The following is a 20,993-nucleotide window of genomic DNA, read 5'->3' as shown; positions in this document are numbered from 1 at the left end:
CAAACCTGCCCGAATCGCCCTATCTGGCCATCCACCCAGAGCGGGTGCGCGAGAACTACCGCGCGCTCCAGGCCGCGGTACCCGGAGCCCGAATTCGCTTCGCGGTCAAGGCGAGTCCGGTCCCGGAACTCATCGGTCTGCTCGACCGTCACGGCGCGGAGTTCGACGTCGCCAGCGTCGGTGAGATCGAACTGTGCCTGCGCGAGAGCGTCGACCCGGCCCGTATGTGCTACGGGAACCCGATCAAGAAAGCCGCCCATATCGCCGCCGCCTACGCCGCGGGCGTGCGCCGCTACGCCTTCGACACCGAGGATGATCTGCTGCGCATCGTCGAGCACGCGCCGGGCTCGGAGGTCGAGTGCCGGTTCCTGTCCTCGGCGCCGCAGTCGACGACGCCCTTCGGTACCAAATTCGGCTGCTCTCCCACCGAGGCGCTGCGCCTACTGGTGCGCGCACGCGATCTCGGATTGATCGTCGGCGGTCCCTACTTCCATGTCGGCTCCCAGCAGACCGACCCGAGGGCCTGGCGCGTCGGTATCGAACAGGCGGGCCGCATCGTGGCAGCGTTGGCGGACAAGGATATTCCGGTGCGGTCGGTGAATATCGGTGGCGGCCTGCCCATTTCGTACGTCGAGGCGGCGCCCGCACTCGACGATATCGGCGCCGTCATCGCGGCCGCCACCGCCGAATTCCTACCCGAGACCGCCGGACTCGTCATCGAGCCCGGCCGCGCGCTCGTCGGTTCGGCTGGCACCATTCACGCCGAGGTCATCAGCGTGCGCATAGCGCCGGACGGACGGCGCTGGGTGTATCTCGACATCGGCCGCTACAACGGCATGGCCGAGACCGAGAACGAGTACATCGCATACCGCTTCGTCACCGAACGTGACGGAGATCCCGTGGACGAGGCGGTGGTGGCCGGACCGACCTGCGATGGCGACGATGTACTGTATCAACGCACGAAGGTCCTTCTTCCGACCTCGTTGCGAGCCGGTGATCGCATCCAGATCCTCGATACCGGCGCCTATACCGCGAGTTATTCGTCGGTGTCCTTCAATGGTTTTCCGCCCTTGACCGTTCATGTCTCGGGCGCTGAGCGAGAGTGAGTTTGCCCATGACGGCGGAATTCACCGGCTGGCATGTGCTGGCCGAGTTCGGTGGTGTCGACGCGACCCTCTGCGACGACCTCGAACGACTCGAATCGGCGTTGCGCGAGTCTCTGATCGCCGCGGGCGTCACCATCTGCGATGTCGTACACAAGAAGTTCGATCCGCAGGGGGTGACTGTCCTCGCGCTGTTGTCGGAGTCTCACGCCTCGATTCACACTTATCCGGAGTCCGGCGACATCTTTGTCGACGTATTCACCTGCGGAAGTATCGGCGCCGGCGCGTCGAAGGCTGTCGAACTACTGCGAGATAAGTTGTCTCCCAAGAATGTTCGCATGCAGGTCATCCAGCGCGGGCACGGCTCGACGCGGATCGAGGAACCGGTGGGCAATGGCCTGACCCGCATCTGGGATCTGCACGAGGTCATCGTCGATACCCACACTCCGTTCCAGCACATGGTGATCGCACGCACCGAACAGGGCATCAGCCTGTTCTCCGACGACGATCGCCAGTCCACGGAGTTCTCCCAGCTGACCTACCACGAGGCGATGATGGTCCCAGCCTTCGCGCTGGCCGCGAAGCTGGACAAGGTGCTGATCATCGGTTCGGGTGAGGGTGTGGCCAGCCAGATGTCGGTCGCCGCGGGTGCGACGCTGGTGGATCACGTCGATATCGACCAGCGCGAGGTCGAATTGTGCGCCGAGCACCTGCCCTACGGCTACACCAGCGATGAACTGGCCGCCGCGGTGAAGGGTGCGGGCCCGGTCAAGGTGCACTACGCCGACGGCTGGGACTTCCTGGCCAACGCGACCAAGGCGGGTACCTGCTACGACGTGATCGTCATCGATCTGCCCGATGAGCGGGTCGAGGACGCGCAGCACAACCGGCTCTACGAGTCGGAGTTCCTGTCGCGATGTCAGGCACTGCTCGCGCCCGGCGGCGTACTCAGCGCACAGGCCGGATGCGCGACGATGTGGCGCAACGAGACGCTGAAGCGGTCCTGGAAGCGCTTCCACGAGCAGTTCGATACCGTGGTGCAGTACGGCAGCGATGAGCACGAGTGGACATTCCTGTTCGGGTTGAATGACCGGATCGATGACCCGGTGCAGGCGATGACCGATCGGCTGGGCACGCTGCCCTACCGCGCCGAAACGATCGATGCGCGGGCGCTGGTGCGTGGCGCGATCGAACCGCACGCGCTGCGGGTTTAGCGGTAACCTCGAATCGCACCGGCTCCCAAAGGATTTCCCGTGAGCCGGTGCGATTCGACCGAATACTCCCCCCGCTCTCCGGCACACTGCCGGGGCCTGATCGCCGCGGCCGCAAGCTGAGCGATTGTCAGCGTGCCGGGTGGTCAATAAGTGCAGAGCTGATACCAGTTGCCCGAACGGGTGGGCGTGCCGACAGCAGCATTATTGCGGAAGTACAGCCCGGCGCCCTTCACATACGGAATAGCGAGATCAATCTTCGCGCGCCGGTAGATCACATGACGGTCATCGGCCGAGACGATCTGCGCATCCTCCATACCGGCGAGGAAACCGCTGAAGGAGTGCGTGTGATTCTCGCTCGAGATCCTGCCGTCTTGCACGCGCGACCTGATTCGTGATCGCGGTGAACGACCCCCACCCGTTCACCGTGCCCGCACAGGAACCGGCGTGCGCACCGGCCCCCGCTGTGGCGGGACCAGCGCCGGCAATCAATCCGAATCCGAGAATCCCCAGCGCAACAAGAGCTTTCATGAGCACAGCCTGCGCAATATGGCTTGCGGAATCCTTAACGGTTGCGACCGTGAGGCATTACGCGGACCTTCCCGAGATGAACCCGCCGTCGACGGGGAGGATGTGGCCGGTGGTGAAGGCTGCGTCCGCGAGATACAGCACCGCTGCGGTTGTTTCGCTCACCTCACCGATTCGATTGAGCAAAGCCAGTCGGCCCGAGGCACTTTCGTCGCCGTCACCGAACAGCGGAGTGCGGATGATGCCGGGTGCGACGGCATTGACTCGGATGCCGTCGGCGGCGAGTTCCGCAGCCAAGCTCGTCGTCAGTGCGTGAACGCCACCCTTGCTGACCAGCGCCGCCGATGCGGGCAGCCCCGCGAGCGCGTGGTTGATCAGCACTGTCCCGATATTCACAATGCTGCCAGCACTTTTCTGCGCTCGCAGCTGACGCACGACGGCCTGTGTGGTGAAGTAGGTCCCCTTGAGGTTCCCGTTCAGGTAGCCGTCCAGATCCGCCTCGGTGACGTCGACGAACGGCTTCGCGCCGAAGATCCCGGCGTTGTTCACCAACACATCCACTCGACCGAACCGCTCCACCGCAAGGCGAACCAGCTCGGAACCCGTTGTAGGCCTAGCGATATCACCAGCGAATGCCGCCAACTGTGAGGGCGCGCCCAACGAATCCGCCACCGTCGCGAGCTTGTCCGCATCCCGTCCGTTGAGCACGACATTGTCGCCACGCTCCACGAAGGCCCGAGCTATATCGCGCCCGATCCCACTGGAGGATCCGGTGATGATGACCGTCTTGACCATATTCTTCTCTCTTCCTCGTGATACTCACCGATACGACCGGTCGTCTTGGAATAGATACACGGCCACGCAGGACGGCAATACCTACGGGTCAGACCCGAAAGTAGTCATCCAGCAGTCGACGCAAACACTTGTGCAACGGTTCGAGCGAGCGCTCGATCTTCATCCTGAGCACCGCACCCTCCCAGGACTCCAGTAGCAGATCGGCCAGTCCTGTGGCGTCGATATCGTCGCGAATCATCCCGAGCTCCTGCGCCCGCCGTAGCGCCGCCGCCACCCCGTCCCGCCAGGAATGCCAGGCCACCGCCAAGGATTCGCGCAGGACCGCGCTGCCCTCGAGTTCCCCGCCGAGGTTCGCGATCAGGCATCCACCGGTGAACTCCGCCCGCACGAAGTCATCCATGAGCCGTCCGAAGAACGCTCGCAATCCGGCGACCGGATCCGGCGAACTCCCGAGCGCCTCGGCCAGATTCCGCTGCACACACAGCGAATGGTGGTCGATTATGGCCTGCCCGAAACTCTCTTTGCTATCGAAGTAGTTGTAGAACGACCCCTTCGGCACTCCGACCGCATCCAGGATCTGCTTGATACCTGTCCCGTGATAGCCGTTCGTCAGGAAGCCGGCAGCACCGTGCTCCACCAGAAGCTGCCGAGTGTCATCGCTGCGTCGGGGTCGCGCCATTGCATTAATATATGACCGGTCGTCTTGGAATGGCAAATCTTGCCTTGCTTCAGAGCAGTCTGCGCCACTCGGCGCACCGAGCCACGAACGCGCCCAAATGCTCGGCGGCAAAGCGCTCGGCATACCAATTATCCTGCGCGACAACGGAAGTCCACACATACGTCCACGCCGACGTGGCCGGACCCGGCTGAACCCGTCGCAACTCGTACTCGTCATCCTCGAACGCATCCAGCACCGCCCACTCCCCCGCGTCGAGCCCCGACAGCACGACACCTCGCGCAACCCCACCCGCGGCGGGCACCAACCCGGGATACACCCGCCCCGGCAGTGCCGCCACCCGCCACCCGGTCAGCTCCGCCGCCACCAATTCCGGACACCGCCCGATCAACTCGCCCAATACTTCCGGAAACTGCAATGTCCCGTAGACGAACAGCTGATCACCGTTCGCGATAGCGCGACCCAGCCGCTCGGTGCCACCCGAGTTATCCACCACGAACCCTTTCGAACTGCCCACCAGCGGAGATTACGCCCGACGAGCTCGCGCAATCGGCCCGACACCGACGCCTGCTACCGGGAATTCGGCGTGCGAACGCGTACCGTGCCACTGGAGCCGATACGCCCGCGGGGCCGCGACCGCCCGCACGCCGCTACAGGAAGGCACCCATGATCCGGCGCACGCTCGCGGCGGGTATTACCGTCGCCATCGTTTCGGTTGCCCTTGCCGGGTGCACGACCGCACCCGACGGTCGGCCGCAGGCAGATCGGCTGCGGGATGAGCTCGGCGCCATGCCGGGCGTGGAAAACATTTCCGTCGACTACTCCAACGACTTCACCCGGGGCACCTACCTGGACTTGGACCTATCGATGCGTGCGGCTTCCGAAGCCCAGGTCGCGGAGGTTGTCGACCGGATCAATACCATCAAGCAGCGCGACTTCGACTCCTACCAGCAGTCGACCGAGATCATCGTCGGCGATCGACTCGAGTTGAAGCTGGACGCCGAGTTGGACCCGCATCGAATCGCTGCCCGCACCCACGAGCTCCGCCAACTCGACACAAGCCTCCCCGGTGCCGCCATCACCTGGACCACCTCCGGTTTCGAGATCGAAAAGTCTCCGCCCACAACGGATTCCCTGGCAGCCGTGCGCACCGTCCTCGGCAACGATCCGACGCAGGTCACCATCCGGCCCGCCGACCGGCAGCCGGTCTGGACCGTCGACTTACCATTCGGCACCCAGCAGGAACAGGACATCCAGGCCCTGCTGACCGGGCTCCCCATACCCGTCACTTTCGTCCGCATCATCAACGGGCATATCGCGAATCTCTCTGTCGGAGTCCACAGCCCGGATACCGCTTATCAGGACCTGACCGCGGTCATCGCCGAAACCCGGCCGACACCAGACCATCCGATGGACCTACGTTGGAACTGGGGTAGCTACTCGCCCGACAAACAATTCACCGGAAGCGTCCAGGTCGCCGGATGCTCCGATCAGACCACCGCCGCCGACGCCCACCCCGAGCACTACCTCACCCCCGAGGCCATAGCCCTGCAGCGTCGACTCCGCACCGAATTCGAAACCTGCAATTAGCGTCTTCATGTGGCACCTTTTGCGCAGTAGTTGAACCAGGCTTGGGTGGGCGCCTTGTCGTCGATGGTGGGCGGGGTCACCTGGCACGGTGTGCCTACAAGAACGCGTCGACATTGCGCGCACACCAATCGGCGAACGTACGCGGACTCCTGCCGAGCAGCTCAGGCACTGTGTCGGTGCGAAACCCCACCGTATCGGCGCGCATCAACTCGAACCCCTCGATGATCGCCGCCGCCAGCGCTGGTGGCGCGCCGCCCGGGTAGCGGGATTCCAACGCCTCCTGCGGTGTGGCCGCCTCGTGCACCTCGATGGCGCGGCCGATCGTGCGGGCGATGGTCGCGACTTGTTCTGCGACAGTGTAGGTTTGCGAACCCGTGAGGGTATAGGTCATGCCGTGGTGACCGTCACCGGTGAGGACCTCGGCTGCCACCGCGGCGATATCGGCAGGGTCGATCGGGGCGTAGCGGCCGGGTCCGGTCGGGTCGAGGACCGCGCCGCCGGAGCCGATCGCCGGCGCCCACGCCAGCGCATTCGTCATGAACCCACCGGGCCGCAGCACGGTCACCGGTATGCCGGATTCGGCGGCGACCTGCTCGCGCTCGCGATGCCAACGCCCCATGGCCGGTACCGGATCGCCCATCGCGTTGAACGACGACAACTGCACGATATGCCGCACTCCGGCCGCTCGCGCCGCGTTCACCGCATCGACGGTGTGCTCCAGGCCGATGCCGGGCACCAGCAGGAACAGCGCGTCGGCACCGTCGAATGCGGGCGCGAGTGTCGTCGGATCGTCTAAATCGCCGACGATCAACTCACCCCGGTCCGGATCCGAGACGCGAGCCGGATCGCGCACGAGGACACGGAATTCCGCATCTCTGGCAGCGAGTTCGCCGACGAGTTCACGACCGATATTTCCGGTGCCACCGGTGACCACTATCATCAGATCTCCACATCGTTAGCCGTCTAATGAAGTCGAACGTTAGACGGCTAACGATCCATTCGTCAACAGCCGAGGAGATCCGACAAGTGCCCGAGTTCCTCGACCTACACGGCCGCAGCTCGAAGATGCTGCGCGCACTAGCGGACCGCGAAATGCGCACGCATGGACTACATCTGGGCCAGAATCACGTACTGGCACTGCTGTGGGAGCAGGATGGTCGCACCCCGGGCGAGGTCGCTGCCGCGCTGAACGTCACCACACCGACCGTCGTCAAGATGGCCACCCGTATGACCGCTACGGACCTGCTGGAGCGCCGTCGCGACGACCACGACAACCGCCTCGTCCGCCTCTGGCTCACCGATAAGGGCCGCGCGCTCCAACAGCCGATCGAGGCACAGCGACAAGCGTTGGAGGACAAGGTGACCGCCGACCTCACCCCCACTGAACGCCGTCACCTCATGAGCGCCCTGCGCAAAATCCACGACACCGCGACCGAACTCCTCGGCGAGGCCGCACCCTGATCGCGCGGACTCAGTTCACTCCTGGCCGCTGGGACCGAATGATCTGCGCCAACCGTTCGTAATCGTCCGCGCGCGCCGTCGACGCGCGAAACGCCAGACCGAGCGTGCGCCCCGGCGCGGGTGCGGCGAAATGCGCGATTTCCAGTGTGCCGCGCGCGGTTTCGGCGGCCACCGCCATCTCCGGAATCAATGTCACCCCCAGGCCACCCGCCACGCACTGGACCACGGTCGCCAGCGACGCGGCACGGGTATCGCCGACCGCCCCCGGATGAGCATCGGCGGAGCGGCAGAACTCCAGGGTCTGATCACGCAGGCAATGGCCCTCATCGAGCAGCAGCAGCGGCAGCGCGTCCAGGGTGTCGGGTGCGATATCGGTGCGACCAGCCAGTTCGTGACCGCGCGGGGTCACCAGCACGAATTCTTCGGTGTACAACGGGATCTCGACCAGCCCCGGCGCCTCGGTGGGCAGTGCGAGCAGCGCGACATCAAGGACGCCGGTGCGCAATCCCTCCAGCAGCCGGGCGGTCTGATCCTCGATCACCTGAGGATTCAAGGCGGGCAATACCTTGCGCAATTCGGGCAGCAGATCCGGCAGCACATACGGGGCAACCGTCGGAATGATGCCGATCCGCAGGGTGCCGCCCAGGCTGTCACCGGTCGCCGAGGCGACGAATCGATCGGCCGCCTCGAGTGTCGCCGTAGCCTGCGGAAGCAGCCGCATACCCGCGGCGGTGACGAGCACCCGTCGGGTGCTGCGCTCGATCAGCTGCAGGCCGAGCCCGTGTTCCAATGCGGCAAGAGCCTGCGATAACGTGGGCTGGCTCACACTGAGCCGCGCGGCTGCGGTGCCGAAGTGGCGGTACTCCGCGACGGCCACGAACGCACGCAGCTGCGACAGGGTCGGCTGATAAGTCTGATCAGTCACGCCTATCAGTGTAGTGCGACTGATCACGTTTACCTTTCACCGGCCTTTGGGCAAGATCGTTGTGAGCTTTTCGATCCACTCGCTCTAGCAAACCGACTGACGAGGAGACAAGCATGGCTTTGCTGACCATCGGCGACCAGTTCCCGGCATACAACCTCACCGCGGTGATCGGCGGTGACCTGTCGAAGGTCGACGCTCAGCAGCCTGACGACTACTTCACCCGCATCACCTCCGACGATCACGCCGGCAAGTGGCGCATCGTCTTCTTCTGGCCCAAGGACTTCACCTTCGTGTGCCCGACCGAGATCGCCGCCTTCGGCAAGCTCAACGAGGAGTTCGCCGATCGCGACGCGCAGGTGCTCGGCGCCTCGGTCGACAACGAGTTCGTGCATTTCCAGTGGCGCGCCCAGCACGAGGATCTCAAGACCCTCCCGTTCCCGATGCTGAGCGACCTCAAGCGTGAATTGGCCACCGCCGCCGGCGTTCTCAATGTCGACGGCGTCGCCGACCGCGCCACCTTCATCATCGACCCGAACAACGAGATCCAGTTCGTCTCGGTGACCGCCGGTTCGGTCGGCCGCAATGTCGACGAAGTGCTGCGCGTGCTGGACGCGCTGCAATCCGACGAGCTGTGCGCCTGCAACTGGAAGAAGGGCGACCCGACCATCAACGCGGGCGAACTGCTCGCCGCGAGCGTCTGAGCACTATCCGCACCACCTGAAAACCCCCGAACGAGAAGAGGATTCGCCGAATGAGCATTGAGACCCTGAAGAACTCCCTTCCCGAGTACGCAAAGGACCTCAAGCTCAATCTGTCGTCCATCACACGCACCACCGTGCTGAACGAACAGCAACTGTGGGGCACGCTGCTCGCGTCGGCGGCCGCGACCCGGTCTGCGACGACGCTGCGCGAAATCGCCGAGGAAGCCGCGGACAATCTGTCCGCGGAGGCCTACAACGCCGCACTCGGCGCCGCCTCGATCATGGGCATGAACAATGTGTTCTACCGGGGCAAAGCGTTTCTGGAAGGACGCTACGACGATCTGCGTGCCGGTCTGCGGATGAATATCATCGGCAACCCGGGTGTCGACAAGGCCGATTTCGAGCTGTGGTCGTTCGCTGTCTCCTCGATCAACGGCTGCGCGCACTGCCTGGAGGCGCATGAGAAGACACTGCGCGAGGCGGGCGTCTCGCGTGAGGTGATCTTCGAATCGCTGCGTGCGGCCGCGATCGTCGCCGGTGTCGGCCAGGCCGTGCAATCCACGGAGACGCTGGCCACCGCCGCGGTCTGATATTTCGCCGGAAACGCGCAACGGCCCCGTCCGAATAGGACGGGGCCGTTGTCGTTTCCGCGCCGACCGGCACGTGTCGGAGCGCCTCGCTAGCCTGTCCGCGATACGCACCTCGCGAACAAGGGAGCAGGCCGATGGCTATCCGCACGCCGCCGACCGATGAGGACATCTGGGTGGTACCCGCCGCCTGGTGGTCGAAAACCGATCCGTTCCGCGGCCGGTGGCCCGCGCGCAGGGTTTCGGTGAATGTGGCTGCGGCACAGACGGTCTCCGACAAGTTGGCGCAGTCCACGGATCGGATCCGCGCTATCCTGAGCCATTCCGGCTCGCACAAGGTGCTCGCCGAACGGGGTGCGCGGTATCTGACTGATCGGCAGGCCGACCCACTCGGCGCGGCCGTATGCGCCGCGATCGGCATGGACACGAAGCTGTGGGATGACAGGGCCCTCGGCCGCTACTACGACGACCACGCGGATCTGGCCGATTATCTGGTCGCCACCCATGGTCTCGGCTGTGCCGTGGCGACCGTGGCCGCACTCAGCGGCATCTGCGCGGAAGCTTCGGATACCTGGGGCGGGCAATCGAATCGCTTGGTGGTTTCACGTCCCTGCGATCCGCCCGCCACCCTGGTCCGCCGATTGCGCACTTTGCTGGCCGCCGCAAGGGAGATGGATTACGCCGACGCCTTGGACCAGGCACGGCAGCTGCGCCGCGAACCGCTCTCGATCCGGTTGCTCACCTCGTACCTGTTCCCCACCGAACAGGACTGGGTCACACACGATCTCGCCGATCCGAAACTCACCGACGGATTCGGATCGATCTTCCTGCTCGCTTCGGTGACCGATTCGGCACACGCGCACCGCATCCTCGATCTGCTCGGCTGGCACTGGCACCTGCTGCGCGACAACAAATCGCTGATCTACAGTGTCGCGGCACATCTCGGCGCCGACGCCGCCTCGGTCCTCACTCGACTATGGGAGGCGGGTCAGGGCAATAGCTCCGCACCGGGACCGGAAACCCTGTCGCGCATCCTCGCCCACCTCCCCGCTGACGAAGCGATGGACTTCCTGGCCGGGCACTCGTGGCGCAACGTGACCGCTGCGGCGCTGCTCGCCTCGACCGAACGGTTTCCGGCACGTGCCATGCGTGTGCTCGGCGCACGGACCGCCCGGCAGGAGAGCGTCGTCGACTTCTGCCAGCATGTCCGCCGCCATCCCGAACTCGCCGTCGCCATGCGATACGAACTACCCGAAGCCGCACAGCAGTTGATCACCGAGAATCGGCCCGCAGAGCAGACGGTCGAAGAGGCTCCCGCCCGACTGGTTCCCGCGATCCTGAGCACACCGCCATGGCAACGACCGCGCCGTAAGCCGGTTGCCGCTATGGCGCTCGAAGTTCCTGCGGGCGTTGCTGTTTCGTGGCGCGCTGGCGAACGGGAGAAATGGCTCGACACCGTCGGCACGCTGTCCGAGGACGAGATACACGAGCGGCTGGAGCGCATTCCGCCGGGCAATGACTTTCTCAATGACTGGACATTGCAGGCACTAACCCAGGTCGACTTCGCGATCGCGGAACCGTATCTGCGCACCAGCACCGTGGGCTGGGGTCTCTGGTCGGCCACTCCACTGCTCGCACTCACCGCCGCACACGGTGCCGCGACGCACGATCTGATCATCGACACTGTCGTACGGCGACCACGCGACCACGCTGCGGCGATCGCCCCCTTCGAAAGTCCGGCCGTCGCCGAACTGGTCGTGGACTGGCTGCGCCTGCGCTCACGCCGCCGCATCGCACTGGACTGGTTGCGCCGCCATCCCGCCTACGCCGCGACCGCGTTCATTCCGGGCGCGATCGGCAAGGCGCGCAAGGCAAGACGCACGCATGCCGCGGCGCTGCGTACCCTGGTCACACTCGGCCACACCGATGCCATCATTGCCGCCGCGGCCGCATACGACGCCACCGCGGCGGTGCGCGAGTTGCTCGATACCGATCCCGCCGAGATCGTGCCCGCGCGGATGCCCGTTCTGCCACAATGGTTGTCGATTTCCGAGCTGCCCGCGATCGGGTTGACCGGCGGCCATGTGCTTCCGCCCGATGCGGTCGCCAATCTCGTTACGTTCATGATGTTGTCCGAACCCGGTGCGCCGCATGCGGCGCTGGCACGAGTTCGCGAAGACTGCGACGCGGCGAGTTCAGCCGCCGCGGCCGGTGCGATCCACAGCCAGTGGAACAGGGCGGGCGCGCCGTCGAAGGACACCTGGGTCTGGGAAGTGTTGGCCGCCTTCGGAAATGATGAGACGGTCGAGGAGCTGCTGCCGAATATCCTCTGGAGCGGGGCCAAGGACAATGCGCTCGACACTCTCGCCGCAATCGGTACCGAGCACGCCTTGTCGGCATTGATCACGTTGAGCGAGAAGGGCCGAAACGCGGCGGTCCGGGATGCGGCGCAGACCCGGGTCACCGATGTCGCGGACGAATTGGGTTTGAGCGAGGATCAACTCGCCGACCGCCTGGTTCCGGATCTCGGACTGCGCCCCGACGGCACGGCACTGCTCGACTTCGGGCCGCGCCAGTTCATGCTTGGCTTCGATGAACAGTTGCGCCCCACCATTACCGGTACCGACGGCACCCGCTACAAGGCGCTGCCCAAGGCTGGAGTTCACGACGACGCATACTGCGCCGCCGATGCGACCGCGACGTATCGCTCGATCCTCAAGTCCGTCAAGAAGTTCGCCGCCGACCAGATCCGACGACTCGAGCGCGCCATGGTCACCGAACGCCGCTTCACCCTCGACGAACTACGCACCCTGTTCATCGCACATCCGGTGCGCATCAACGTGACTCGCCGACTGATCTGGGCGACCTATCGCGACGACCAGGTGCTCGCCTCGTTCCGCATCGCCGAGGACAACTCCTTCACCGACGCCGGCAACGCCACCCTCGAAGTCGCCGAGGACGCCGTTGTCGGTATTGCCCATCCCCTCCACCTCGGCACCGAACTGACCACTGCTTGGGCCGATGTGCTCGCCGACTACGAACTCCTGCAACCATTTTCACAGCTCGGCCGGGAGGTGCACCATCCGGATCCGGAGCTGCTCGCCGGTTCCTCCGTGCCGATTCCGGCAAACGCCACTGTGCCCGTCGGCCGTATCCACGGCCTGACCGACCGCGGCTGGAATCCACCCGAACGCGGCGATGACGGTCGCATCGATACCTTCGACAAACGGCTTCCGGACGACCGGGTTTTCAGCATCGGGATCGATCCGGGCATGGAGCCGTTCGAATCGGTCGCTCCCGTGCACGAGCTCAGATATGCCGCGCTTGCGGGCAACAATGGCTCCACCTTCGCCGACCTCAGCCCTGTCACCATTTCGGAGATCCTGCGTGATCTCGCGTGGCTCCGCGGCCCGCATTGACAGCAGTTCCGAGACAGACATAACGGGCAAATCGGCATGTCGGATGTGGGTTCGTGCCAGGCGGAAAATTCCGCGCCAGCGCATAAACCATCTTCGACGGCCGGTAGGCTCGCGAACATGGGCACACAGGGTGAACCAGAGGCCATCGGTACGCGGGTCGAGGTCGTGCGCGTTTTCACGGACCCGACCGGACGGGGCGGCAACGAACTCGGCATCGCTCGCGCCGCCGATGTCGCCGAGGTCGACCACCAGGCGCTGGCGGCCAAGGCGGGATACAGCGAGACCGTTTTTGTCGAGGACCCCGTGGACGAGATCGCCAAGGTGCGGATCTACACCCCCGCGGTGGAGCTACCCTTCGCCGGGCATCCGTCGGTGGGTACCGCGTGGTGGTTCGCCGAGCGGGGCCAGCCGGTGCGGATTCTGCAGGTGGCGGCGGGTCCGGTCGCGGTCGAACTCACCGACGGCCTCGTCTGGATCAAGGCACGCGGCGAATGGGCTCCGGAATTCGCCTTCCACCAGCTCGATGATCTCGACGCGCTGGCGAATCTGCGCCCCGACGATTTCACCACCGGCTCGCATTACCTCTGGACCTGGACCGACGAGCACCGCGGCGCCCTGCGCTCCCGCATGTTCGCCCCGGCCATGGGCGTCCCCGAGGACGAAGCCACCGGAGCCGCCGCCGTCGCCCTCACCGCCCTGCTGCGCCGCAGCCTGATCATCACCCAGGGCAAGGGCTCACAGATCTTCACCGAATGGGACTCCGACGGTTGGGTCCGACTCGGCGGCCGCGTCGTCGCCGACTCGGTCGTCCACCTCTAGACCGCGAGTATCCGACGATAGATTCGGGCTGCCGACCGGGCATCGACTGGGACACCGCGCGAGCTCTTCGGACTGCGGGTGGGGCGATCTATCCCGGCCTGATCGGACAAAGACGCCGGGGTTTATCCGGAGACCGCGGCGACGAGCATGTAGGCCGTTCCCAGGTCCATGACGATGTGGGGTACAAGTGCCGTTGTCAGTGCACGGCCGATGAAAGAAGCCGACTGCTGCGAGTCGGTTCGGATGCCGATCGGGTGGCCGAGCCAGCGCTGGCAACGACCGGTAGTCGCCGCGACGATCAGGGCGAGCGCATCGGCGGTGAACAGCGCGGCCAGTGTCAGCGCTGGTCCAGGGGATGGCCCGTTGACGTGCATGCCCCCATCGTGTCCCGCGATCGAGTACAGCATAGCGGCCGCGACGGCGATGTGATATCCGATGGCGATGATTCGATCATCGGGCAGCGCGCGAGTCATATTGCGCCACTGCACAATTCGATCTACCAACAAGGCCGCGAATACGATGATGAGCGCGATCAGCACACCGCGCAGCACGACCGGATCCGCTGTCATCGGAAAGACCAGCATCGCAAGCATGACCATGCACATGATCAGATGGGCTGCATCGGACTCGTGACATGCCGCCGCGCCGGGCAAATCTGCTTCGAGGCGAACAGGTTCGGCCCTACCGACGCCATCCCGTGCCGTCAGCCGCCCGAGCACCACCGTGGCCGCGAAAAGAAACGCCACCACCACCGACCACCGCAAGGCGGCATACTCCTGCGCGAACTCCACCACATCCACCTCCCGACCCAATTTCTCCCCTCCATGCTCGCACCCTGACGTCCCATCCGCCGCCCTTTCCCCACCAACACCCCACAGCCGCACCCTTTCTCAGGCGCACACTCCCACAACGGGACGAGCCCGACCAACAGTCGGTAATCCAAAAGGCACTCGATGGAGGCGGTGATCACCTGGAATCCATGGCGGCGAACACGAGAAGCCCTCACCACCAGCTCCACCTGATCTCGATCGCCCACGCTGAAATGGCTTAGCGGCCATCGAATCCGGGGTCAGCAGGCGACTGTGGGACGGAGGCGATCGGTGGCGGCGCGGGCGAAGCGGCGGATGCTCGGCAGCACGTGAATCGTCAGGCCGGGAGCTCTCGCAGGACCCGTTTGAGCACCTTTCCGGTGGGGTTGCGCGGGAGTTCGTCGACGAACAGCACATCGCGCGGGACCTTGAAGCGGGCGAGATGCGTCTTCACGTGCTCGCGCACCTCATCTGCAGTGAGCGAATGCCCTTCGCGGACAACCACTACCACACGCAGGCGCTGACCGTAACGATCGTCCTGCACCCCGAATGCGCTGACCTCCGCCACTGCCGGATGCGCGGCGAGCAATTCCTCCACCTCGCCCGGAAAGACATTCTCACCGCCGGAGACGATCATGTCGTCATCGCGTCCGTCGATGAAAAGTCTGCCGGCACTGTCGAAATGGCCGACATCGCCGGTGGACATCAACCGTCCGATGCGCGCCTTGTCACCACCGCCGGTGTAGCCCTCGAATTGGTAGTTGTTGCCGACGAAGATGCGTCCGGTAGTGCCGGGGGTTACCTCCCGGTCGTTGTCGTCGAAGATCTTCACCGTGGTGCTGGGCACCGGAGAGCCGACACAGCCCGGCTCGACCGCCAGATCAGCTGGCGTGGCAATGGTCGCGTAGGCCACCTCGGTGGACCCGTACACGTTGTACACCACCGGCCCGAATGCCTCGGTCACTCGGATGCACAGGTCCGCACCGAGCTGCGAGCCCGCGACGAAGATAATCCGCAACCGCGAAAGATCACGTCCGGCAAAGGCTTTCGGTCCGGCATCGACGAGACGTCGCAGCATTGCCGGCACCGCGATCATGGCCGTCGCCCCGTGCCGGTCCAGACTGTCCAGCACCGCCTGGGCATCGAAGCGCCGCCGGATCACCAGCGTGGATCCGAAGCCGATGGCGAGGACGGCGTGCGCGAAGCCGAGCGTATGGAACAGCGGCGCAGGGCATTCGGTGATTTCACGGGCGCGGAAGGGCACCTTGCCGAGAATGGCGCCCAGCGGTGCGAGTGAGGTCGGCTCGCTGCCGCGTGGCGCACCTTTCGGGGTGCCGGTGGTCCCGCTGGTAAGCAGGATGATGCGGGCGGGGGTACGCGGCTTGCGCGGTGGTGTGCGCGCCGCGCCCGCGATGAGATTGTCGATGGTGTCGACGCCCGGTTTATCGGCCCAGGCACGGTAGCGGCCACGGCGCGGTGTGAAGTCACCGAGCATACTTGCGTATTCGTCGTCGAAGATCAGCAGATCGGCGCCCTCGCGGGTCACCACCTCGCGCAGTTGCGGTGCCGCGAAATCGGTATTGAGCAGGATGATTCGCGCACCGCATTTCGCGGCGGCGAAGACCGCGTAATGGAAGCCGCGGTGGTTGCGCGCCAGGATCGCCACACCCTCGCCGTCGCGCAGTCCGCGCGCCCGCCAGGCATTCGCGAGCGCGGTGCTGCGCTCATCGAGTTCCCGGAAGCTGACGCGGCCGAGTTCATCGAGGATGGCGGTGCGGTCGCGATAGCGCAGGGCGGCAACGGTTGTCAGCCCGCCGAGCAGTCCGGAGCGCAGCACCGCGGCACCCATGAGGGCGAGTCGATCCGGGCGTTCAGGGGTCGCGAGTCCGGCACGCACGGTCAGGGCGGCGTAATAGGTCTCATCGGCGGCCCGACGCGCCGCAGCCGTGGCCAGCGCCCCGACCTTGTTCGCAAACTTCATGATTCGATCCTGACGCCAATCTCGCATAATCGCTCGTCGACCCGAATCCCTTCGGCCGCAGCCGATTCGGTCACTGCGGCGGTACAGCCCATTGGGCTGGACGCGCTGACGGTCAGGACGGCGCGCTCTGCTCGACCGGCGGTTGCGGCAGACGGCTCGATCAGCGCACTATCCGTGCGCGGTGCGAACTTCTCGAATAACGGCATCGTTGTCCACCTAGGTGAGGGCGAGTGCCCTCACAGTAAAGCGTCATCGGCGGGTTCGTCGAGTACCGACCCAGACAGCAGTGCCCAGCAGCCACGATCCATGATGGACGAATGTCCAGCGATATCGGCGAACATCTTCCGAGCCCGACCGCACCAGCCACCGCGCTGCGGATCGTCCTCGATGATCTGTCCGGTCCCGAGGTCGCTGCCCTGCTCACCCAGCATCTGGCCGAGATGTACGACAACTCGCCCGAAGACAGCGTGCACGCCCTGGATCTGGACGCGCTCCGTGGACCGAACGTCACCTTCTGGAGCGCCTGGGAGGACGACGAACTAGCTGGTTGCGGCGCACTCAAACAACTCGACGTTACCCATGGCGAGATCAAGTCGATGCGCACCGCCACCGATCGCACCGGCCGCGGCATCGCCTCGGCCCTGCTCAACCACCTGATCGCCGAGGCCCGCGCACGCGACTACCAGCGCCTCAGCCTGGAGACCGGAGCCTGCGACTACTTTGCCCCCGCGCAGCGGCTCTACGCCCGCCACGGCTTCGAGATCTGCGCCCCCTTTGCCGACTACGTCGAGGATCCGCACAGCGTCTTCATGACGCGCATCCTCTGACGCCGCACCCCCGGCGAGTGTTATCGGCCTTCGGCGCATGGTTGGTCAATTGATGACGCGCATCCTCTGATGCCGCGCATCAACGGACATCGATGGCCTTCAGCGCGCGGTCATGCGGATAGGTGACGCCTGGAGGATCGGTCACGCCGCGTCGATCGCGGTGATCAGCGTGCGATTGCCCGCCGTTCGCGTCGTGATGATCTGCGTGAAGGTCTGCGGCTGCTCACCCGGCCGCTGCTGGGTCAGCTGGACCTCCCAATGCGCCTCCCCCGCATCGCTGCCCGCGCGAGTGATCTGCACGCAGTAGAGGGTGCCGCTCGGTATCTGGTTGATCCCGCGCTGGATCTGGTCGGCGGCAGGCACATTCGCGTCGTTGGCGACTACGCCGCGCGCGGCGAATCCGGAACGCTGCACATAGTAGGCACGTTCGAATGCGAGGATCGCCGATGGCCCATCGCTGGTGCCGCCGGGATCGGTGCCGGAGATGACATCACCGGTGCGCCGTTGTTCGCAGCCCGGGGTGGCGATCGCCGACGGTTGGTCGCTCGGTGCCGTAGTTGCCTGGGCACGCCCAGCCGTGCCGCCCTGGGCGGCCACCTGGGTCGTCGCTGCGGCCGGTCGCTTGTGTTCGCCCGAACCGCCGAAGACGAACATCAGCACCGAGACGACCGCCAAAACCACACCGAGCACGATCAGCACCGCGACGACTCGGTTCCCGCCACCGGTCGGCTGGGTATCGCGACGGCGCGGCGGATGCCGCAGTGCCGGACCGGGATTGCCACCGGACCGATCGATGATCGTGGGCACAACGGAACTGGTCTCGGCCGGTAGCTCGGCCTCGGCTTCTACCGCACGCGTCCGAGGCCGACTGCGATCCGCCTCCGGTGGCGCCGCCGCTGGGTGTCGAGGTTCGAGCCACTCCTGCCAATCCCCGGCCGGGCGGGGGCGGCGCGGCCGCTCGGGCGGATCGAGCGCATCGGCCAGCGGTGTCCGGCGCTGGCCCGAACCGCGGCGTGCGTTCGGGCGGCGGCGCCGCTTCGGGGTCGCAGCGGCGGGCCGGACCATGGGCAGCCCGATGTCGAACGGATTGCCCTGGTTCTGGCTCGAAGAGCCGGAATCAGAGCTCGTCATCGTCGAATTCGCCGATCACCGCAGGCGGGACGGTCGCCAAGACGGTCGGCACGGTGACGCCGAGTTGACCGTCGCGCGGTCGGCGGTCCTCATCGGACTGCGACGACGGCGGCATCGCCAGACCACCGGTGGTGCCGGGCTGATTCGTCGGTTCCGGCCCGGACGGGCGCGACGGCGGGGTGTCCGCGGTCGCGGCCGGTGCCTGCGGCGCGGGAGCGGGCGCGGGCTTGGTCGCGGTCGGGCCGTCCAGGCTCGGCGGGATCACCGAGTTGGTTCCGATATTCGGCGCGGGCTTGGACGACTGCCCCGATCCACCACCGAAGTCGATGACATTGGTTGGCTTGCTCGCGCTGTCACCGCCAGTGGGCGAATTCGTGGTGCTGCCAGGATGGATTAGTTCGGGAATCGCCTTATCGATGGCCTTGTCAGCGGACGCGGCCACGGTATCCATGGCGTGCGTGCCGACCTCGGCGATCTTGTCGATGAGGTGGGTGCCGATATTGACCCCGGCGTCGATGGCGGCGGTGCCGACCGAAACGCCCGCATTGATCAGATACTGCTGCAACTGGAGTTGGGCCGCCTGCACCGGATCCAGTGGCGTCGTTGTCGTCACGCCCGCGGTGGTCGTGCCGTTCGTGGTACCCGGCACGACCGTCTGCTGGGTAGTGCCGACACCCTGCGGTGTGGTGACCGTGAGCGGTCCCATCGCATCCAGCCGCGCGGTGTGGCCGTCCATTTCCGACTGCGCCGTGCTCACCGCGGTGACCGCATCGCGCAACGCCTGGGTCGCCCGCGCGATCACCGCGTCGGTATCCGAGGACGCGCTCGCGGTACTCAAGATCTGCTTGGCGTCGCGGCGGAAGGCCGCGATGATCTGGTCGACCTTCTGTGCGGCCCGGGCGCTGGTGGCATGGGCGTCGCCGAGCACCGACAGATACTCGGGTCCGCGGTCGGTGATGTCACCGATCTGCGTTTGGGTAGTGCGCAATGCCGGAACGGCATCGTCGGCGGCGCGGGAGGTCCAGGTCGATTCGAGGGCGTGCAGGCCCGCACGGTGCGGGCCCTCGGTGTCGGCGGCCTGCGTGGACGCGGCGGACAGCGCGTTGACCACGGACGGGTCCGGAGTCGCGACGCCGCTGCCGAGCGAGGCGCGCAATTGCAGCATCGGCTCGACCAGCGCCGCCACGATCGGCGGATCCACATTCGGATCGACAGGTGTGCTTGCGGGGGTATCGGAGGCGTTGTTCACGGGCCGCCGTCGAAGCAGTCTTCTCATGGCAGCGCCTCTCCTTGCCGGGCGAGAGCGCCCGCGGAATCGACATCGATACCCTGCATGTCCGCGCTGTAATCATGCAGCACCTGCCCGTAGGCGGCGACCAATTGCCCTGCGGTCGAGAGCGCCTGCACGTGTTCGTTCACCTTCTCGGTGAACCGGGCGACGAATCCAGCGCCGACCTCACCGAGGTCGGCGACGAGCCGATCGGGATTCACCGCGCCACCCGCGACCGCCGACGCCGAGGCCAGCTGTTGCGACACCGTATTCGCGATCGTGGTGTAGGCGGCCATCGCCGCCGGGTCGAGCTTCAGCGCGTCCACTGTTCCCCCTTAATACGGAAACCAATCTGTCGCGTCACATTTCGACACTCCGAGCGTACTTGGGACCCAGGCAAAGCGCGCGCGGATCCTTTCGTTCCGCTGGAGTCTATGCCGCCGGATCCATCGCTTATGCGACGCCGCTCCGGTTCCACAGACACCGAGGTCGAAAACGAAAATGATCACTTTCACCTCGTGCCGGTTCTATGCTTGTCGCGACGAAGTTGGTCCCATCACCACCCTGGCGATCCACGCCCAGGGTGCCGGCACGGTTGGAGGGGTCAGAAGCGTGAAGAACAGCAGACGTTTTCGAAAGTTGTCGGTCAGATCCGCGGCGCTCATCGGTGCCGTTTCCGCAGGGCTGCTGCTAGCCGGAACGGCCCAGGCCGAACCGTTGTGGCCCGGTGGTCCGGATATCGGTACACCGGCGATCATCCCACCGATCCCGCCGGCTCCCGTTCACGCACCGTGTGGCGAGACCGCGCGTATGTGCATGCGGCTGTCGACGAACGAGGCCTGGCTGATGGACAACGGCAAGGTCACCTACGGTCCGACTCCGATCTCGCACGGTCGGCCCGGATATGAGACGCCGCCCGGCGTCTTCAAGGTCGCCTTCAAGCGGGAAGACTTCTGGAGCACCATGCACAACGCTCCGATGAAGTGGGCGGTCTTCTTCAACGGCGATATCGCCACCCATATCGGGCCCATCGAGGAACAGTCGCACGGCTGCATCCGCATGACCCCAGAGGGCGCCGAAGCGACCTACCGCTATCTCAACCCCGGTGACGTGGTCGAAGTCGTTCGCTGATACCGGATTTGCGTATGCGAAAGCGTCCG

The 20,993-nt window shown here is 65.6% G+C and carries 21 protein-coding genes; 10 read left to right on the top strand and 11 right to left on the bottom strand.

Annotated elements, in window-relative coordinates:
* Nucleotides 1–5 precede the first annotated feature (5 nt).
* Both AB0J47_RS27475 and speD read left to right on the top strand, forming a co-directional pair.
* A complete protein-coding gene (locus AB0J47_RS27475; protein ID WP_364352065.1) occupies nt 6–1,106 on the top strand; it encodes a type III PLP-dependent enzyme in 1,101 nt (366 codons plus the stop codon).
* Between the two features lie 8 nt (nt 1,107–1,114).
* The gene (speD, locus tag AB0J47_RS27470) at nt 1,115–2,317 is read left to right on the top strand and encodes an adenosylmethionine decarboxylase (protein WP_364351926.1); all 1,203 of its coding nucleotides are present in this window, start codon (nt 1,115–1,117) and stop codon (nt 2,315–2,317) included.
* A 143-nt stretch (nt 2,318–2,460) separates the two neighbouring features.
* On the opposite strand, the gene AB0J47_RS27465 is transcribed toward speD, so the two are convergent.
* From AB0J47_RS27465 to AB0J47_RS27450, 4 genes are all read right to left on the bottom strand, one after another.
* On the bottom strand, nt 2,461–2,631 hold the full coding sequence (locus AB0J47_RS27465; RefSeq protein ID WP_364351923.1) for a hypothetical protein: 171 nt from the start codon (nt 2,629–2,631) through the stop codon (nt 2,461–2,463).
* A gap of 271 nt (nt 2,632–2,902) precedes the next feature.
* Nucleotides 2,903–3,637 carry an SDR family NAD(P)-dependent oxidoreductase gene (locus AB0J47_RS27460; RefSeq protein WP_364351920.1) on the bottom strand — a complete coding sequence of 245 codons (735 nt, stop codon included), beginning with the start codon at nt 3,635–3,637 and terminating at the stop codon, nt 2,903–2,905.
* An 88-nt stretch (nt 3,638–3,725) separates the two neighbouring features.
* Complete coding sequence (locus tag AB0J47_RS27455; RefSeq protein ID WP_364351917.1) at nt 3,726–4,316, bottom strand: TetR family transcriptional regulator C-terminal domain-containing protein; 591 nt, start codon at nt 4,314–4,316, stop codon at nt 3,726–3,728.
* Nucleotides 4,317–4,365: 49 nt separating this feature from the next.
* On the bottom strand, nt 4,366–4,830 hold the full coding sequence (locus AB0J47_RS27450) for a gamma-glutamylcyclotransferase family protein (protein ID WP_364351914.1): 465 nt from the start codon (nt 4,828–4,830) through the stop codon (nt 4,366–4,368).
* Between the two features lie 149 nt (nt 4,831–4,979).
* On the opposite strand from AB0J47_RS27450, the gene AB0J47_RS27445 reads away from it, so the two are divergent.
* Entirely contained in the window at nt 4,980–5,903 is a 924-nt protein-coding gene (locus tag AB0J47_RS27445; protein ID WP_364351911.1) for a hypothetical protein, read from the top strand.
* A gap of 94 nt (nt 5,904–5,997) precedes the next feature.
* Here the strand turns inward: AB0J47_RS27445 and AB0J47_RS27440 are convergent, their stop codons facing one another.
* Complete coding sequence (locus AB0J47_RS27440; protein WP_364351908.1) at nt 5,998–6,843, bottom strand: NAD(P)H-binding protein; 846 nt, start codon at nt 6,841–6,843, stop codon at nt 5,998–6,000.
* A gap of 86 nt (nt 6,844–6,929) precedes the next feature.
* Here AB0J47_RS27440 and AB0J47_RS27435 point away from each other — a divergent pair, with 86 nt between their 5' ends.
* Nucleotides 6,930–7,364: a MarR family transcriptional regulator gene (locus tag AB0J47_RS27435; RefSeq protein ID WP_364351905.1), complete on the top strand. Its 435-nt coding sequence runs from the start codon at nt 6,930–6,932 to the stop codon at nt 7,362–7,364.
* Between the two features lie 10 nt (nt 7,365–7,374).
* Here the strand turns inward: AB0J47_RS27435 and AB0J47_RS27430 are convergent, their stop codons facing one another.
* Entirely contained in the window at nt 7,375–8,289 is a 915-nt protein-coding gene (locus AB0J47_RS27430; RefSeq protein ID WP_364351902.1) for a hydrogen peroxide-inducible genes activator, read from the bottom strand.
* A gap of 113 nt (nt 8,290–8,402) precedes the next feature.
* On the opposite strand from AB0J47_RS27430, the gene AB0J47_RS27425 reads away from it, so the two are divergent.
* The 4 genes from AB0J47_RS27425 (at nt 8,403) to AB0J47_RS27410 (ending at nt 13,815) form a co-directional block, all read left to right on the top strand.
* Nucleotides 8,403–8,990 (top strand): peroxiredoxin, encoded by a 588-nt coding sequence (locus AB0J47_RS27425; RefSeq protein ID WP_364351900.1) that lies wholly within the window; start codon nt 8,403–8,405, stop codon nt 8,988–8,990.
* A gap of 50 nt (nt 8,991–9,040) precedes the next feature.
* Nucleotides 9,041–9,580 (top strand): carboxymuconolactone decarboxylase family protein, encoded by a 540-nt coding sequence (locus AB0J47_RS27420; RefSeq protein WP_364351898.1) that lies wholly within the window; start codon nt 9,041–9,043, stop codon nt 9,578–9,580.
* Between the two features lie 134 nt (nt 9,581–9,714).
* A complete protein-coding gene (locus tag AB0J47_RS27415; protein WP_364351896.1) occupies nt 9,715–12,996 on the top strand; it encodes a DUF4132 domain-containing protein in 3,282 nt (1,093 codons plus the stop codon).
* Nucleotides 12,997–13,140: 144 nt separating this feature from the next.
* Nucleotides 13,141–13,815: a PhzF family phenazine biosynthesis protein gene (locus AB0J47_RS27410; RefSeq protein ID WP_364352062.1), complete on the top strand. Its 675-nt coding sequence runs from the start codon at nt 13,141–13,143 to the stop codon at nt 13,813–13,815.
* A 122-nt stretch (nt 13,816–13,937) separates the two neighbouring features.
* Here AB0J47_RS27410 and AB0J47_RS27405 read toward each other — a convergent pair whose 3' ends face one another.
* Nucleotides 13,938–14,627 carry a DUF5134 domain-containing protein gene (locus AB0J47_RS27405; protein WP_364351893.1) on the bottom strand — a complete coding sequence of 230 codons (690 nt, stop codon included), beginning with the start codon at nt 14,625–14,627 and terminating at the stop codon, nt 13,938–13,940.
* A 334-nt stretch (nt 14,628–14,961) separates the two neighbouring features.
* Nucleotides 14,962–16,605: an acyl-CoA synthetase gene (locus AB0J47_RS27400; protein ID WP_364351890.1), complete on the bottom strand. Its 1,644-nt coding sequence runs from the start codon at nt 16,603–16,605 to the stop codon at nt 14,962–14,964.
* 317 nt (nt 16,606–16,922) lie between these two features.
* Here AB0J47_RS27400 and AB0J47_RS27395 point away from each other — a divergent pair, with 317 nt between their 5' ends.
* Entirely contained in the window at nt 16,923–17,432 is a 510-nt protein-coding gene (locus AB0J47_RS27395) for a GNAT family N-acetyltransferase (RefSeq protein WP_364351887.1), read from the top strand.
* Nucleotides 17,433–17,573: 141 nt separating this feature from the next.
* Here AB0J47_RS27395 and AB0J47_RS27390 read toward each other — a convergent pair whose 3' ends face one another.
* The 3 genes from AB0J47_RS27390 to AB0J47_RS27380 are packed head-to-tail and all read right to left on the bottom strand — an operon-like array spanning nt 17,574 to nt 20,159.
* Complete coding sequence (locus tag AB0J47_RS27390; protein WP_364351884.1) at nt 17,574–18,563, bottom strand: hypothetical protein; 990 nt, start codon at nt 18,561–18,563, stop codon at nt 17,574–17,576.
* Nucleotides 18,550–19,839 carry a hypothetical protein gene (locus AB0J47_RS27385; protein ID WP_364351881.1) on the bottom strand — a complete coding sequence of 430 codons (1,290 nt, stop codon included), beginning with the start codon at nt 19,837–19,839 and terminating at the stop codon, nt 18,550–18,552. The genes AB0J47_RS27390 and AB0J47_RS27385 overlap by 14 nt, the downstream gene beginning before the upstream one ends.
* Entirely contained in the window at nt 19,836–20,159 is a 324-nt protein-coding gene (locus AB0J47_RS27380; protein WP_364351878.1) for a hypothetical protein, read from the bottom strand. The genes AB0J47_RS27385 and AB0J47_RS27380 overlap by 4 nt, the downstream gene beginning before the upstream one ends.
* 313 nt (nt 20,160–20,472) lie before the next feature.
* Between AB0J47_RS27380 and AB0J47_RS27375 the strand changes: the two genes are divergently transcribed.
* The gene (locus AB0J47_RS27375; protein ID WP_364351875.1) at nt 20,473–20,964 is read left to right on the top strand and encodes a L,D-transpeptidase; all 492 of its coding nucleotides are present in this window, start codon (nt 20,473–20,475) and stop codon (nt 20,962–20,964) included.
* Nucleotides 20,965–20,993: the final 29 nt, after the last annotated feature.

Source organism: Nocardia sp. NPDC049737, assembly GCF_040674755.1.
Taxonomy (GTDB): Bacteria; Actinomycetota; Actinomycetes; order Mycobacteriales; family Mycobacteriaceae; genus Nocardia.
The sequence above is the reverse complement of the archived record's forward strand: the minus strand, read 5'-3'. Positions and strand labels throughout refer to the sequence as shown.